We start from the raw sequence: 16048 nt of genomic DNA on the forward strand, positions 1-16048 counted from the left end.
AAATAATGTATATGCAAGATTTTTGTTAAGATGATATAATTTTAACATGAATAAATTTGATGTAATTGTTGTTGGAGCTGGACCTTCCGGAATGATGGCGGCCATTTCTGCCGCTGAAACTGGTAAATCTGTCGCTTTAATTGACAAAAATAAAAAAGTCGGAAAAAAATTACTCATGACGGGGGGCGGTCGTTGTAACGTGACCAATAGTCGCTCAGTAGATGAAATTATTTCTAATGTTCCAGGAAATGGTCGCTTTCTTTACAGCGCATTCTCTCAGTTTTCTAATCAAGATATCATTTCTTTCTTTGAATCGAATGGTGTCCCGCTCAAAGAAGAGGACCACGGTCGACTTTTCCCGACCACAGATAAATCCAAAACCATTGTCGCTGGTCTATTCAATAAATGTTTGAGCCTCGGTGTCCATTATTTCCCACAAACAACTGTTCAGTCATTGCTGATGGAAAATGGTGCTGTAACTGGGGTTAGAACAGATGAGATCGATTATCTTGCGCCCGCTGTCATACTATCAACTGGCGGGAAAACCTATCCTTCCACAGGAGCAACTGGTGATGGTTACAAGTTTGCCGCCTCGGCTGGACACACTATCACGCGCCTTTTTGCCACCGAGTCCGCATTAATTTCTCATGAAAACTTTATCCAAGATAAAATATTACAAGGAATTAGTTTGCGTGAAATCGAACTTTCGGTCCTCAATAAAAAAGAAAAAGCAATTGTAAAACACCAGCACGACTTACTTTTTACACATTTCGGTTTATCCGGGCCAGCTGCTCTACGTTGTTCTAGTTTTGTGAACAAATTATTAGATAAAGGTGAAAATGAGGTCCTTGTCCAACTTGACTTATTTCCTGATCAATCAACCGGCCAGTTGAAACATGAAATTTTAGCACTGATTGATTCACATAAATCAGTTAAAAATGCTCTGTCATCCCTAACACAAGAACGACTACTCTTATTTATGCTTAATCAAGCAGAAATTGATGCTGATCAGCCTGCAAAACAACTAAATGGAAAAGATCTTGACCGTCTAGTTTCACTATTAAAATCATATAAAATACGTATTGACTCTACTTTTCCGATAGAAAAGTCATTCGTAACCGGTGGGGGAGTAAAATTAAATGAAATTGTTCCGCAATCTCTTGAAAGCAAACTGACACAAGGACTCTACATGACCGGTGAGCTTCTCGACATCAACGGCTACACAGGTGGCTACAATATTACCTGCGCATTTGTTACTGGCGCTGTCGCTGGAAGACACGCTGCTCAAGGTTATTAGCATGAAAAACCTATTTTTTCGAAAGAAAATAGGTTTTTTAATTTCTTGCAAAGAAATCCCAAGAGTAGTATCATTTATTATGCAAATCTAATTTATGATTGGAAAGTGTGTAAATAGTGGAAATAAAATGGATTTTTTTTGATTTGGGCTATACGCTGATCAACGAAGACATGTGCCACCACAAGCGTATTGAACAAGCCGTTCAAGCATTGCAAAAAGAAGGCCTCAAAATTCAACGTGATGAATTTTATCAAGCCATGATTTCTGCCTCTCAGTCTTATCAACCTCCGTTTTAGGCAGTGCTAAAAAGCCTGAATTCCTTAATAAATATTAAATATCCTGGTGAATTTGAACACCTTTATCCCGGTGTCACAAATGTCCTATCCAATTTAAGACAAAAATATCAACTTGGAATTATTGCAAACCAAGAAGCTGGTACTGAAAAACGTTTAGAAAACTGGAAAATTAGTCAATATTTTGATGTCATCGTTTCTTCAGCCGAAGCCGGTTACTCGAAACCAGATGAGCATATTTTTAAAACAGCATTAGAAAAAAGTAAATGTCCTGCCAAAAATGCCGTTATGATTGGAGACCGACTGGATAACGATATTTATCCAGCAAAAAAATTAGGATTTAAAACAATTTGGATAAGGCAGGGCTTCGGGGGATTCCAAAAGCCGATTTCAAGTGACTATCAAGCAGATATCGAAATTGACAATCTACATGAACTTTTAACAATTCTTTAATAAATAAAAAAACAAAAGAATTGTCTTTTGTTTTTTATTTCATTCCTATTTTCTAATTTTTACAAAGAGGACTTTCAGGTAATCCCCTTCTGGAAAAGTCTCAGCGACATGAAAATCTTTTGGTAAATGTTCTTCTTGAAAAATATCGAAATGAACATTTTTCTTTGTCAGTGCTGACGAAACAAGTTGATGAAATTTTTTACGGCTGACATTCGCAGCATTTGTTGAACATATCAAGATTCCAAAATCATCTAAAATATCAATCGCGTCTTCAACCAATTCCCCGTAATTTTTGGCAACAGAAAATGTTTTTTTCCCATTTCTTGAAAAACTAGGAGGATCTAACACAATTAAATCATAAGTGAGCTCTTTTTTCTTTGCATACCCAAAGTAACCAAAAACATCCATCACATATATTTTTTGGGTAGCAGGATCAATATCATTTACAGAAAATTGTTCACTTGTTTTTTCAAGGCTACGTTTAGCCAAGTCGACAGACGTCGTTTGAATACTTCCTCCAAATGCGCTCGCGACAGAAAATGCACCTGTATAAGAGAACATGTTGAGCATTCTTTTCCCAGCTGCAAGGCCATCAGCCAATGCCCCACGTACATTTTTTTGATCAAGAAATATGCCTGTCATCAAACCTTTATCGAGATATGTCGCATAATGAACACCATTTTCCGTAACAATCAAGGGTTCTGATGCTCTTTGTCCTGAAACAAATTGACTTTCAATATTGTCTTGATTAGAAAATCTTATTTTTTCATATATGCCACAGATTTCTGGGTAAATATTAGAAAATGCTGTTAAAATTTCTAATTTATTCAAGTAGATAAATGGGTTATACCAAGAAAAAACAGCATAGTTTGCATAAAAATCTACCGTCAGCCCCCCAATTCCATCTCCTTCTCCATTAAATAATCGAAAAGCATTTGTTTGTTGATCACTAAAAAATGAGTCGCGAATGGTTTTCGCTTTTTCAAACTTTTCTTCATAAAAAGCCTGATTAATCGGTTCATCTCTATTGGTCAATAGCCAACCCATTCCCTTATTTTGTTTAGAAAGGTAACCTTTTCCGATGAATTGTTGCTTTTGGTCATAAATAGCCACAAACCCTTCGAGAACTCCTTCTTCAACTAAATCCTCTGCAACGATAAGAGGGTATCCATTCTTCAAACGCTTCGCCGCTTGTGCTTTTACAATGATTTTTTTCATATCTAAATTGTAACAAAAAAAGCGACCAAAGTCGCTATTCATATTGTGTTATTATTTGTCAGTCAATGCAGCAAGTCCTGGAAGTACTTTACCTTCCAAAAGCTCCATAGATGCTCCACCACCAGTAGAAATCCACGAGAATTTATCTGCATAACCGAGGTTAATGGCAGCTGCAGCTGAGTCACCACCACCGATAATTGATTTAACGCCAGGTTGTTTAACAATAGCTTCCATCAAACCGATCGTTCCAGCTTGGAAATCAGGGTTTTCAAACACACCAACTGGGCCGTTCCAAACGACAGTTTTCGCACCTTCAAGTTGAGTTGAGTAGTCAGCGATTGTTTTAGTGGCAACGTCAAGTCCCATAAACCCAGCAGGAATATTTTGGTCTGCAGTTTCTTTAACTTCAGTATAATCAGCGAATGCATTAGCTACTTTATGGTCAAGTGGCAATACCAATTTGCCATCTGCTTTTTCAAGCAAGCCTTTTGCAAGTTCAAGTTTATCATCTTCTACAAGTGATGTTCCGATTTCGTAACCTTGTGCTTTCAAGAAAGTATAAGCCATTCCACCACCGATGATAACTTTGTCAGCTTTAGCCAACAAGTTTTCGATAACACCGATTTTATCTGAAACTTTAGATCCACCAAGAATTGCAACGAATGGGCGTTCTGGTGTTTCAACTGCTTCTTGAATATAAGCAATTTCATTTTCAAGGAGGAAACCAGCAACAGCTTTTTCAACATTAGCAGAAATACCAACGTTTGAAGCATGCGCACGGTGAGCAGTACCAAAAGCATCATTTACGAAGATACCGTCTCCGAGTGATGCCCAATATTTACCAAGTTCAGGATCATTTTTAGATTCTTTTTTGCCGTCAATGTCTTCAAAACGAGTGTTTTCAACAAGCAAGATTTCGCCGTCTTTAAGCGCATTTACAGCAGCTTCAAGTTTTTCACCACGAGTTTCAGGAACAAAAGTAACTTCTTGTCCCAATTTTTCAGCAAGTGCTTTTGCGACTGGGGCAAGCGATTTACCAGCTTTGTCTTCTTCTGTTTTTACACGTCCAAGGTGAGAGAAGAGGATTGCACGTCCGTTATTTTCAAGGATATACTTGATTGTAGGGAGGGCAGCAGTAATACGATTATCATTTGTGATAACACCGTCTTTAATTGGAACATTAAAGTCAACACGAACGAGGACTTTTTTGCCTGCAAGTTCAACGTCTTTAACAGTCAATTTTGCCATTTGGAAATTTCTCCTTTAGGAATTTTTGATAAGATAATTATATCACAAATTTAATGAAATAGGTTTTATAATTTCTGATTTAGTCATGTAACCGCACTCAGAGTAACATTCTAAAGACATATAAAGTATTATTATATAAATAACTAATCTTCTTATTTTAGTTTCGATAATTGACATAAAAAAGAGGTTGTTATCAACCTCTTTTAAAATTTCAATTAGAATTTTTTACGTTTACGAGCTGCTTCTGATTTGCGTTTAGCTTTTACAGATGGTTTTTCGTAGTGTTCGCGTTTGCGAAGTTCTTGAAGAGTTCCAGCTTTTGTAACTGAACGTTTGAAGCGACGGAGTGCGTCGTCAAGAGATTCATTCTTACGTACGATAGTTTTTGACATTGATTTCACCCCATTCCCGTTTCTGAATTTGCGCTAAAAAACACGCTGATAATATTTTAACAAAAACAAGAACCTTTTGTCAAATAGATTCATTATTTATTTGATAAAACTCACATCGTGGGCCAGTTGATTTGCTGATTTTGCTTCATTCAGTGTCAAGATGTGATTTTCAAGCAACATTTCAAATTCTTTAGGGAGGGTCGTATTTTGTAAAATTGGGCCATCCGTATTAATTGTGAATGGTACCTGATGCTCCAACAAAGTCCGATAATTAAAACGCATTTCATCGATGTTCTGAACGGACTTCGTTTTCAAGTTTGACGTTGGACAGGTTTCAAGCACAATTTGATGTTCTCTGAGGTAGTCCATTAATTTTAAATCATGAACACTGGCAATTCCATGTCCAATCCGGTTGGGTTTAAGTTTTGTGACCACTTCCCACATTTCCTCTGCTTCAGTAGCCTCCCCTGTGTGTATGGTAAGCCCAAGTCCTTCTGCGTGAATATTTTGAGCCATTTTTTCAAGTGGGGCAAAACTGAAATTCTGATCAATTGGACCAGCTAAATCAATTCCGATAAGGCCTCGATCTTTGTATTTAATTGCTTTTTCAACAATGATTTGATTAATTTCTGGTGAAAAACGACGATCCATTGACAATATTAATCCCGTTTTTAAATGCGGAAATTTCAAACTTGCACGCTCAAGTCCTTGTAAGGTATAAACTATGATATGATCCAAATCTATTTTACCCCCGCGTGAACGGAGCATTGGGTTCATGCGAATTTCCACCAAATCAATTTTATCATGTTGATAAAGATGTGTCGGAACTTGCTCTGCGAGATGAAACATGGCCTCTGGCGTTGACTGAATTTCTTCCAATAAATCATACATTTTCAAATATTCATCATAGCCAACATTTCCATTTATCGTGACTGATTTCGCGAATTCAAAATAATCTCGCATCGGAAGTTTCATTCCTTGCTCATGAGCTAAATCCCAGAGGATTTCTGGTGTCACGGAGGCTGAAATATGCATATGCAAATCTGCGAGATGTTCAAGTTCGATTGCTGTTTTTGTTTCCATTGTTTACAAGTGCCCTTTCGAATTAAAAACAATCAATCTAAAGATTGATTGTTGTCTATCATAGCACTGAATGATTGATTTTTCAAATCTAAACTGTTCAAAAGCGTGTTAGTTGACAAACTCTTCGGTTAATTTTTCAATCATCATTTTTTCAAATCCTTGAATTTCTTGAAGATGTTCAGCAAAATCGAGGTCGGACAGATTAAAACGCACGTTAACACTTGATTCGTTAATTTTGACCATAAGACTGATACGGAAAGATTCTGTAATCGCATTTCCAGATTCATTTTGATCATAAAAATAAGCAAAAATATTTTGATTGTGTACCCTTTCTGCACTTAGCCTATCAATAATTTCTGTCACTGTTGAAGCATTCAATGCAATTGTTAAACCAAATTTTGCTTGTTCTGATAAAGGCACATTCCTATACCAGAGATGACGTCCACTATCAAAGGTTTCATCGTAAATTTTTTCCATAAAAACTCCCATTTATTCCACTTTTTCAAACACTTTTGTCAAAATATACATTTTATTTCCCCTCGGAAAATTGGGCAGTTCACCTAAGCAAACAAAGTCGTTCTTTTCATAAAAGCCACGGGCTTGAAATTCATGTGTCTCAACATAGATACCAACCAGTTGATGCTGACGTGCGTATGCCTCAATAGTTTCCATTATCTGCGTCCCTAAGCCAGTTCTGCGATAAGTTGCTTCAATAAAAAGTTCATCCAGATAAAGCCAGTCATGAGTCAGATACGTATTTGCGCCACCGATTAGCTTACCATCAACAGTACAATAAAAACCAATCTTCCGCCCTTCGTCCGGATTATCGCGTTTAGTAAAATACGGTGTTTTTCCGCTTTGGCTATTAAAGTCAAACAGTCTTTGATCAATTAATTTGGAAAAATACTCATTATCTTCTATGAGTATTTCCATATTATTTGCTCCAATCAATCGCAGACTGTCCACATTCCACTAAAAATTCATTTGCCAATTTAAAATGATTACACCCAAAAAAGCCACGTGAAGCGGACAACGGTGAGGGATGAGCAGATTCCAAAATCAAATGCCTTTCAGAGTCAATGAGTTTTACTTTTTTACGTGCAAAACCGCCCCACAAAATAAAAACTTTTGGACGTGGGTCAGCACTCGCAATTTTAATAATTTCATCAGTCAAGGGTTCCCAAATTTTCCCTGCATGAGCATTCGAATCATATTCAGGAACTGTTAACACCGCATTGAGTAAGAGGACGCCTTGAGTGGCCCAATCAGTTAAGTCTGTTCCTTCTTTTTTGAATCCCTCATTTTCAAGTTCTTTTTTGATATTAACCATTGAATCAGGACGATTAACTTCAAAGGTATTGGGGTAAGAAAAACTCAAGCCTTGTGCCTTGCCAGGCTGTGGATATGGGTCTTGTCCAACAATAATTACCTTACTTTCGGCAAGCGGAGTCAATTCAATCGCACGAAATATTTTTTCTTCAGGGGGATAAATTTTTTGACCATCTTTACCATAAACTTGATTGATAAAATCAATCATTTTCGTAAAATACGCTTCTGGTAAACGGTCACGCAATGGGGCTGACCAATCTGTTTTTTTCATGGCTTAATTATATCGCACAGATGCAAAAACAACAACTTTTTAAAGCTATTTATACTATCCCCTATACTTATCAAAATTAAATGGTTCCACACTTTTGACAGAGTAAATAAATAAATTGACAAAACAAAAAAGCGCAATGCGCTTTTATATTAATATCTGAATTAATGATTACAGATTTGCCACATTATGGTAGACTTTTTGAACGTCATCATTATCCTCAAGTGCATCCACGAGACCTGAGAAAATTTCCAAATCTTCATCTGAAAGTTCAACTTCTGATTGTGGAATGAGTTCAAGGTCAGTTTCTTCAAATTCAGTGATCCCATTTTCTTTCAACACAGCAAGTGCTTTATGAAGCTCTGTTGGTTCTGTGTAAACTTGTACATATCCTTCTTCAGAAGTGACATCGCGAACATCAATTTCAGCATCCAAAAGCATTTCAAAAATACTATCAGCGTCATCACCTTTAAATACAATAACACCTGTGTTATCGAACATATAACTTACAGCACCTTCACCTGCAATATTTCCGCCATTTTTGTGGAAAATAGTACGGATGTCAGCAATGGTACGGTTAACATTTGGTGTCAAAGTTTCACAGATAATCATTGAACCGTTTGGACCAAAGCCTTCATAGCGACCATCAACGAATGTTTCATCTGATTTACCTTCTGCTTTTTTCAGTGCATTATCAATAACGTGGCGAGGAACTTGCGCTTGCTTAGCTTTTTCAATGACAAACTTCAAGCTTGAGTTGGCTTCAGGTTCAGCTGATCCTCCACGTTTAGCAGCAACATAAATTTCAACGCCAAATTTTGCGTTTTTTGCTGAGGTAGCTCCGTCATTTTTTGTTTTCTTTGCGACAATATTAGCCCATTTACGTCCCATTGGTTTATACCTACTGTAATTCAAGATTACAGCCATCGACTTTTTGCCGATGTCCCTTCATTTTACTTTAATATAGAGCTTTTGCTCGAGATTTTTACTACAATATTATACCACAAAATCTAGGCTTTGCACCGTTTGCTGATGCTTATTCTGATTTATCCATGATAATGGGAATACGCCCATAATTTTGTTCTTTTAAACCTAGATGACCTAATTGATAGATCGAATCTGCTCTTTGAGTGATTTCATCCCATGGTTTTTGACCAATTCGGACAACCGTTTTATCACTTACTTTTCGCAAATGCGCTTGACCAGCTTTTGAAAAGCCTAGCACATGTATCAGATCGGGCAACTGAAAATCATCACTAATATCCAGTAGAATATACGTTAGAACACGTCTTACGCGTGCTTTTGTGTACCGTTTCGTATGAACAAGCTCGACCAACTGATCAAAATTTCGTGCAATTTTGACATTGTTTTTAAGCCGATTGGCCAGTTCGTCATTAACTTGAAAAAGTGAAGTTAAATCAGACTTAGAGATAATTTTATAGCGCAAGAAATCATAATAATCCGACCATGAAGCGGGTGCTGACTGATATAAGGGTTCCAAATTTTCTGGATAGACTTCCGCAACTCCATTTTCTGAGGTCCCTTCTGCCAAAATTGCATTACGAATCGCGGTAGCCGAAGCAAATTTCAATTCATTCCCTTGTCTTTCAATTTTCTCACTAGAGTGAGGAGCCACTTGTCTTGCAATTGCTCTCAAATGAATTTTTTTATCTGCACATGCTTTTGCATAAGCCAAGGCTAAAACATGATTCGGAGTATTTCCGTCAAACTGAATGTCAGAAAACTTTTGCCACATCAATTGTGTTTTTTCAGGGTAACTGAAATCATCGGGAAGAGACTCAATAAAAGTGCTCATTTCAACCGATTTATGCGCATATAATTCTGAAATTTTATTATAATCTGTATCTGATTCGGAGCCAAATACTAGTTCATTCACACCCAATTGCGATAAGATTTGAATGCTTCCGGCAGCGAAAAAATCCGCCGCTTGAACGGAAACAAGCGTGGGCATCTCAACGACTAAATCTGCGCCATTTTTTAGAGCCATTTCAGCGCGCGTCCATTTATCAAAGATTGCTGGTGCACCTCTTTGAACCCAATTTCCGCTCATCACAATAATTTTAAGCCCCTCAGCTTGCTCTAACAAATATTTGTGCCCATTGTGAAAAGGATTGAATTCAGCAACGATTCCTGTGATTTTTTCCATCTTTTCTTTTCTTTACAAAAACATATTGATTAAAACGATCATTTGAACTTTATTTCGTGCAGACAAAGAACCAGCGATAACTTTCGTCATTTGGTGCCGAATCTGTAAAATCTGCATAAACTTTCACTTCTGTAAAATATTTTGAGAGAGCTGATAAATATTCGTCTATGGGATAAGTACGTTCTTGATGGACTTCGTCCTTACGGATAAATTTCCCATCCGAATCTTTAACAAAAAAAGTGAGTTCATGGACAATCGAATGTCCCACATCTCCCTCAAAGCTATCCCACAAGAAAGCAAAATCTTCTTCATTTTCATGATAAGAAGTCCCCGGGAAAACATCATCGATCTGATGCGTTGAGTGCACATCAAAAATAAAGACTCCACCAGCTAACAGCACGGAAGCGACTTCCTTGAAAATCTGCTGGACCTCTGATAAATCGGCCATATAACAAATTGAGTCTGAATAACAAGTGACTGCATCAAATTGACCAATCCCACTTAAATCACGCATATCTCCAGCCACGAGTTCAACCTTCACTCCTGTATCGTGAGCTTTTTGATTTGCTAAAGTAAGCATCTCTTCAGAAATATCGAGTCCAAAAACTTGATAGCCTTTTTGAGCTAAACGAACAGAGAGTGCCCCAGAACCACAGGCTAATTCAAAAATGGATTTTGATTGCGCACTTGACTCCGTCACATCATGAGTTGCTTGTCCCACCTCACTATTAAAAGGTAAATGACGTTCCGTAAAATCGAGCCATTGATCATAAAGTTCTTGGTCCATAACTTGATCATAAACGCGTGAAAAATCTTCGTAAAATGGCATTGTTCCCTCACAAAAATCTAATAAAATTGACAAATTTCTTTCAAAATTTGCCAGTTTAATTTTAATCTAATTCTAACATTTGAGAAAGATCGACCAAAGGTGCATCTGACCAAAGTTTCTCAAGATTGTAATGTCCACGTTCATCGTGAGAGAACACAGAAACAACAACATCTCCGAGGTCTAGGAGTACCCAACCATCGCGACCACTTCCTTCAATATGACCACCAGCAAGATAACCAGCTTTCCCTACTTCGTCATCAATATTAGCTACAATGGCATCAATTTGACGGGTATTCATTGCTTCCATGATAACGAAATAGTCTGCGAAACCAGAAACTTCGTTCACATCAAGCGCAACAATGTCAAGTGCCTTTTTATCATCGGCTGCTTTCACAACCACATCAAGTAATTCTTTTGAATTCAAATTTATTTATCCAATCTGTTTGTTATCCCTATTTTACCATAAAATTGGCTCACTTAATAGCCTCCAACCCGATGTAAATTTATCCTGAATTAATCTTGAGACCCGATTGATGCTCTAAAAAGAGCATTATCAGCGAATAAAAAAGAAGCGTTCAACTATTAATACGTAAAATTGAGTGATTTGTCACACTGTTTGTTTTATATTAAATAGAGCGACAACAAAGAAAAAGCTAAAGGAAATTCCTTAGCTTTATTTCTTAATATCCTCAAGCGCACTGATATAGGCGTTATAGGTTTCAATTGTTTGCGGAAAAATCGGAACTTGCTTGTGTGCTAAAAATTCAACCGTGTGTGCAGTTTCGTAAGCTACTGCTGCATCAAGTGACTGGTTAGCGATTTTGCGTGCTTTTTCCACGCCATCAAAATCACGATTTTCTTCAATATAATCCGCCACATAGACGATTTTGTCAAGCATTGTCATCAAACCTGAACCAACTGTATGTATCTCAATCGCCCGTAAAATTTCAGGGTATTCTTCAGCAATTTCAGGAAAGTCCTCTTTAACCTTGAGCCAACCTACATAGCCATGCCAGACACTACTGTTCCATTTTTTTAGTTCAGAGTCAAGTCCATATTGATCAATCAAGCGAAAGTATTCCGACTGATCTTGTTCTTTTGCGTAATCATGCAATAGTCCTGCGAGTGCGGCAACCTCTGGTCTCTCATAGCCAAAGCGTTCAGCTAATTCCTGCGCTGCTTTTTCCACGCCTAAACAATGTTTAAAACGTGATGCTTTAACTTGTAAACGCAGTTTTTGTAAAATTTCTTCTCGATTGATATTCAAATTTAAAGCTCCTTCAAAAATTCATGTTTGTCTTTTCGATTCTTCAAAATGATTTGTTTTTCTGGAAACGGGATATCTTGTCGATATCTCCCAACCCACACAAACATTAGCCTTAGCATCCGAAATGTTGGCAAATAACTTGATGTTTCAAAATTAAAACGTTGCTTAAGCCAACGTGAAATAATTTGAAAAAAAATAAGGCGTTTAGGAAATGCAAGGATAATAATTTTATCTGCACAAAAAAATGCCGACTCAAAGAACTCTCGTCTCTGTGCTCCTTCAATAATCCAATTTTCTTGGGCAAGAACTTTCTTAAAAATCAGTTCCGCCTCGCCCTCATCCCTTCTTTCCTCACCGGACCATAACAATTGATCCAATGAAGTGAGCGGAATATTCAATTTTTCAGCACACTGTCTTGCTAATGTTGACTTACCTGAACCAGGGGCTCCTGAAATATATAGCTTCATATTTGCTTCTTTAAAAATTCAATTAAATCTTGATTCAGACCATTCTCAAATAGAACACAAGTAAATCATCTTTTTTCATAATTCGGTACCACAAATCCTTCGTCCAAACCATTTATAGCAGAAATTTTGTTAAATTGTGTACGCGCTTGAATAACTGTAATTTTCATTTCAGTACCATCTATTAAATATACAATCCATTCTTTAAGATATAGTCCAAAACCTTTGGGGCAAGCAGAAAATGGGGAATAAGCCCCTGTGCGAGTTGTTCTCGGATGAGACTACCTGAAATATCCATTGCTGGTACATCAACCCATAAAATGGGAAATGAAGTTCCCACACGATAACGGGGTCGACGGATTCCAACAAATTGTACCATGCCTAACAATTCATCAATATGTTCCCAGCGGTCTAGTTGAGAAATCATGTCGCCGCCCACAATAAAATAAAAGTCACATTCTGGGTTTTCTTCACGAAGTTCACATACCGTCTCGTAAATCCCATTCCCTGGTGTTCTCAAACGGCAGGCATCAACTTCAAGCCCTTGGTGTCCATCAATTGCCGCTGCCAACATACTTGCAACATGACCATTCGTATTGTGCTCAGGCAAAAAGACCACTTTTTCCAAGTGGAGTTGTTGTCTGACTTGATCTGCAATGGTTAAATGAGCAACATGAACAGGATTAAAATTCCCCCAAAAAAGCCCAATCAACCGTCGTTGTTCAGTTTTTTCTTCTTTTAATTGTACCTTTGTGAAAGGTGTTAAGAGATCTATTGCCATTTTCTTGCCTTTGACATGGAATATTTTATCATTTTAAAACATATCAAGTTGCAATAACCGATACTAATTCCAGCCATCGGGAACTTTTCCCGATATTCCTTTACTCACATTTTATTTCAATAAATTTTTTACATCAACTGAAATCTTACGATTTTCTTTTTTATCTGCGACTTTGAAAACAACGATGTTGCGACCAATAATTTGAACAACGTCAAGTCCCATCTCCTCTATTGCATCTGCAACATTGTCTCGACTTTCATCTGAGTTTTGTAGGATATTGACCTTAATTAATTCTCGCGCATCCGCTGCCTTACGAATACTTGTCAAAATTTCATTTGTCAATCCACCTTTACCAATTTGTACGATTGGGCGAATATTGACCGCAAGTGATCGTAAGTATCGTTTTTGTTTTCCGTTTAATTCCATGTTTTTCACTTTCTAATATAAGCATTTTCCTTATATGCTATTATAACATAATTTACAAGCGTTTTTTCTTGTCTACCTTTGCCAAAAGGATACCACTCATCTCTCATGGAATGGTGTGGAATAAAAAATCGGATCGCTCCGATTTTTATTTATTTTATAAATTATCAATTTTCCACATTAAATTTTTAGAGATTAAGCCAGAAATCTGATAGCCCTCTTCTTCTTCAATAATTTCTTCAATCAGTGCTGTTTTACGAATTTCAGGAAGTTGATATGCTTTGGAGTAAGATAACTGGAGTTCAAAATGCTCAAACATCTCATGTAGTTTCTCCAAAATCCCTGTTTTAAGCCATTGTGCACCCTCGCGTGATTTTATTGACATTTGAATAGCTGGTGACAAAGTTGGGATAAAGTCACTTTGAGCCTTGTCCATCTTGTTGTAGACATTCAGAACGGGTATTTTTTCCAAATCAAGATCTTTCATGATTTTTAAGACCGTTTGCTCATGGATTTCATGATCAGGGTTGCTCGCATCTATGACATGAATGAGTAAATCAACATTCGCCGCTTCTTCAAGGGTAGATTTGAATGCCTTGATTAATTCAGTAGGTAAATTTTGAATGAAACCAACCGTATCAGTTAAACTCGCTGTAAAACTATCTGTTAATTTAATCATTTTCGTTGTCGAATCAAGCGTAGCAAAAAGCTCGTCTTTTTCATACTGCTCTTTATCTTCTCCCACCAGAGCGTTCATAATAGAAGATTTTCCAGCATTCGTATAGCCAATTAATCCGATCTTAAAAATCCCTGATTTAGTACGCTTGTTTCGCATTGTTTCACGCGTCTGTTCAACTTTCTTAAGTGCTTTTTCGATGTCTTCAATACGCTTGCGAATATGTCTACGATCCATTTCCAATTTGGATTCACCAGGTCCTTTTGAACCAATTCCACCCGCTTGTCTTGACAAGGCAATTCCCTGACCAACCAAACGAGGCAGCAAGTAAGTCAATTGAGCTTGTTCCACTTGTAGCATCCCTTCATGACTTCTTGCACGTAAAGCAAAAATATCTAAGATCAATTGCATTCGGTCAATAACTTTGACATCAAGCGCATTCTCCAGATTCACATTTTGTCTAGGCGTCAAACGATCATTGAAGATGACTGTATCAATTTCACCGACTTCTATTGCCCAGTGTATCTGCTCTAATTTGCCAGAGCCGATCATATAACGACTATCCGGCTTATCTCGCTTTTGCGTGAAGGAATCAACAACAAGACCACCAGCTGTTTTCGTCAGGTCTGACAATTCTTGCATTGAACTTTCAAAATAAGCCTCATTCTCAAAAGTTTCGATTCCAACGAGCAAAACTCGTTCTTGTTTTTCTTCATTTTCAATCAAATTTTTCACGTTCCTTAAAACTTACTTAGCCTTATTATATCATATTTAGCAGGCATTCTTTTCTAATATAAAAAGAAAAAGCTGATTGATCAGCTTTCCCATTTTTACATTTTTATCAAATTTTTAATGCTCTTGTTGCCCAAAATTCTGGGAAGCCATGATTTTTCCTACTATTATCGTCATAAAAATCTTCAAAAGCATCAGTCATGACAAAACCAGCTTTTAGTTGACCACCAATTTGTTCACCAAAAGTGTGACTAAATTGCACGCCATCATTTTCTGCTAATGCTTTTTTCATTTGATTTTCATTTATTAAAGGATTATAAGGAAGTACATTTTGAATCGTCATCGGTGCCTCATATTCATCAAATAAATAATTAAAACCGTTATCTAAACCAGAAAGCAATAGCCCCCCTTTTTTCAATATCCGAAAAGCCTCTTGCCAAACGGGCTGAACATTCTCGATGTAGCAGTTTGAAACAGGATGCACAATGATGTCAAAACTCTCATTTTCAAAGGGGAGAGGCTGGGTCATATCAGCTTTTATAATCTTAATCTCATAATTTTCACGTTCTGCAACAAATTTCTCACTTGCCAATTGTGAATCCGATAAATCAAGAATTGTGCAGTCTGCACCTGCTGCAACAAAAATCGGCATTTGTTGACCACCACCTGAAGCGAGTCCCAACACTTTTGTTCCCTTACGAAAATGACCCGTTTCATCAACAAATGGGAAGTACCAATTCATCGGTACGGATGTTTGAGGGGTCAAGACAATTGACCAATCTCCTTTTTGAGCAGCCGAAAAAACTTCGTGAGAGATGGCTTGTCCCCACTCCCAACCTTCTGAATTCCATGAATCAATTGTTTTTGCGTTAAAATCTCTATAATTTTCCATTTTTATTCTCACTTTAGTTTTATTTTCTTCTTATAAATTTCTAAAGCATCATTAGCGTCACATTTTATCTTCCTCTTCTAATCTATCAAGATGGCTATTGACCTGATTTTAGCCTATTTATCCCAAAATAGCAACATAAAAAATAAAAAAGTTAGATCATCCAACTTTTTCGTTCTTTTCTTAATAAGTCATACAAAATCATGGGTTAATTGGTTCTGTTGCAAAGTTTTAAATCT

The 16048-nt window shown here is 37.1% G+C and carries 20 protein-coding genes; 3 read left to right on the forward strand and 17 right to left on the reverse strand.

The window, feature by feature from the left end:
- The first annotated feature begins 46 nt into the window (after positions 1–46).
- From RT41_RS06195 to RT41_RS06200, 3 genes are all read left to right on the forward strand, one after another.
- The gene (locus tag RT41_RS06195; RefSeq protein WP_096818214.1) at positions 47–1297 is read left to right on the forward strand and encodes a BaiN/RdsA family NAD(P)/FAD-dependent oxidoreductase; all 1251 of its coding nucleotides are present in this window, start codon (positions 47–49) and stop codon (positions 1295–1297) included.
- Positions 1298–1413: 116 nt separating this feature from the next.
- Entirely contained in the window at positions 1414–1593 is a 180-nt protein-coding gene (locus tag RT41_RS10560) for an HAD family hydrolase (RefSeq protein ID WP_219524939.1), read from the forward strand.
- Positions 1594–1596: 3 nt separating this feature from the next.
- Positions 1597–2043, forward strand: coding sequence for an HAD family hydrolase (locus RT41_RS06200; protein ID WP_219524940.1), 447 nt, complete (start codon positions 1597–1599; stop codon positions 2041–2043).
- 45 nt (positions 2044–2088) lie between these two features.
- On the opposite strand, the gene RT41_RS06205 is transcribed toward RT41_RS06200, so the two are convergent.
- The 17 genes from RT41_RS06205 to RT41_RS06285 all read right to left on the reverse strand — a co-directional run bounded on the left by RT41_RS06205 (position 2089) and on the right by RT41_RS06285 (position 15812).
- Positions 2089–3261, reverse strand: a complete 1173-nt coding sequence (locus tag RT41_RS06205) for a class I SAM-dependent rRNA methyltransferase (RefSeq protein ID WP_096818254.1) — start codon at positions 3259–3261, stop codon at positions 2089–2091.
- Between the two features lie 51 nt (positions 3262–3312).
- Positions 3313–4509: a phosphoglycerate kinase gene (locus tag RT41_RS06210; RefSeq protein WP_096818216.1), complete on the reverse strand. Its 1197-nt coding sequence runs from the start codon at positions 4507–4509 to the stop codon at positions 3313–3315.
- Positions 4510–4724: 215 nt separating this feature from the next.
- Complete coding sequence (rpsU, locus tag RT41_RS06215) at positions 4725–4901, reverse strand: 30S ribosomal protein S21 (RefSeq protein ID WP_003134539.1); 177 nt, start codon at positions 4899–4901, stop codon at positions 4725–4727.
- A gap of 96 nt (positions 4902–4997) precedes the next feature.
- Positions 4998–5984, reverse strand: coding sequence for an adenosine deaminase family protein (locus RT41_RS06220; protein ID WP_054639522.1), 987 nt, complete (start codon positions 5982–5984; stop codon positions 4998–5000).
- 108 nt (positions 5985–6092) lie between these two features.
- Positions 6093–6461 (reverse strand): DUF871 domain-containing protein, encoded by a 369-nt coding sequence (locus RT41_RS06225; RefSeq protein ID WP_143467353.1) that lies wholly within the window; start codon positions 6459–6461, stop codon positions 6093–6095.
- A gap of 12 nt (positions 6462–6473) precedes the next feature.
- Positions 6474–6917, reverse strand: a complete 444-nt coding sequence (locus tag RT41_RS06230; protein ID WP_054639524.1) for a GNAT family N-acetyltransferase — start codon at positions 6915–6917, stop codon at positions 6474–6476.
- A gap of 1 nt (position 6918) precedes the next feature.
- The gene (locus RT41_RS06235; protein ID WP_096818217.1) at positions 6919–7584 is read right to left on the reverse strand and encodes a uracil-DNA glycosylase; all 666 of its coding nucleotides are present in this window, start codon (positions 7582–7584) and stop codon (positions 6919–6921) included.
- A 168-nt stretch (positions 7585–7752) separates the two neighbouring features.
- Positions 7753–8472, reverse strand: a complete 720-nt coding sequence (locus RT41_RS06240; protein ID WP_096818219.1) for a YebC/PmpR family DNA-binding transcriptional regulator — start codon at positions 8470–8472, stop codon at positions 7753–7755.
- Positions 8473–8617: 145 nt separating this feature from the next.
- Entirely contained in the window at positions 8618–9748 is a 1131-nt protein-coding gene (locus RT41_RS06245) for a nucleotidyltransferase (protein ID WP_096818228.1), read from the reverse strand.
- 49 nt (positions 9749–9797) lie between these two features.
- Positions 9798–10577, reverse strand: a complete 780-nt coding sequence (locus RT41_RS06250) for a class I SAM-dependent DNA methyltransferase (protein ID WP_054639531.1) — start codon at positions 10575–10577, stop codon at positions 9798–9800.
- 61 nt (positions 10578–10638) lie between these two features.
- Complete coding sequence (gene rsfS, locus RT41_RS06255; protein WP_054639525.1) at positions 10639–11001, reverse strand: ribosome silencing factor; 363 nt, start codon at positions 10999–11001, stop codon at positions 10639–10641.
- Positions 11002–11250: 249 nt separating this feature from the next.
- A complete protein-coding gene (yqeK, locus tag RT41_RS06260) occupies positions 11251–11844 on the reverse strand; it encodes a bis(5'-nucleosyl)-tetraphosphatase (symmetrical) YqeK (RefSeq protein ID WP_054639526.1) in 594 nt (197 codons plus the stop codon).
- A gap of 2 nt (positions 11845–11846) precedes the next feature.
- Complete coding sequence (locus RT41_RS06265) at positions 11847–12311, reverse strand: AAA family ATPase (RefSeq protein WP_054639527.1); 465 nt, start codon at positions 12309–12311, stop codon at positions 11847–11849.
- Between the two features lie 181 nt (positions 12312–12492).
- Positions 12493–13089, reverse strand: coding sequence for a nicotinate-nicotinamide nucleotide adenylyltransferase (locus RT41_RS06270; protein ID WP_096818232.1), 597 nt, complete (start codon positions 13087–13089; stop codon positions 12493–12495).
- A 111-nt stretch (positions 13090–13200) separates the two neighbouring features.
- On the reverse strand, positions 13201–13515 hold the full coding sequence (yhbY, locus tag RT41_RS06275) for a ribosome assembly RNA-binding protein YhbY (RefSeq protein ID WP_096818234.1): 315 nt from the start codon (positions 13513–13515) through the stop codon (positions 13201–13203).
- A gap of 154 nt (positions 13516–13669) precedes the next feature.
- A complete protein-coding gene (gene hflX / locus RT41_RS06280) occupies positions 13670–14914 on the reverse strand; it encodes a GTPase HflX (protein WP_096818257.1) in 1245 nt (414 codons plus the stop codon).
- A gap of 115 nt (positions 14915–15029) precedes the next feature.
- Entirely contained in the window at positions 15030–15812 is a 783-nt protein-coding gene (locus tag RT41_RS06285; RefSeq protein ID WP_096818236.1) for a class I SAM-dependent methyltransferase, read from the reverse strand.
- Positions 15813–16048 lie beyond the last annotated feature (236 nt).

Origin of the sequence: Lactococcus fujiensis JCM 16395, from assembly GCF_002441655.1 — a bacterium.
Lineage (GTDB): Bacteria > Bacillota > Bacilli > Lactobacillales > Streptococcaceae > Lactococcus > Lactococcus fujiensis.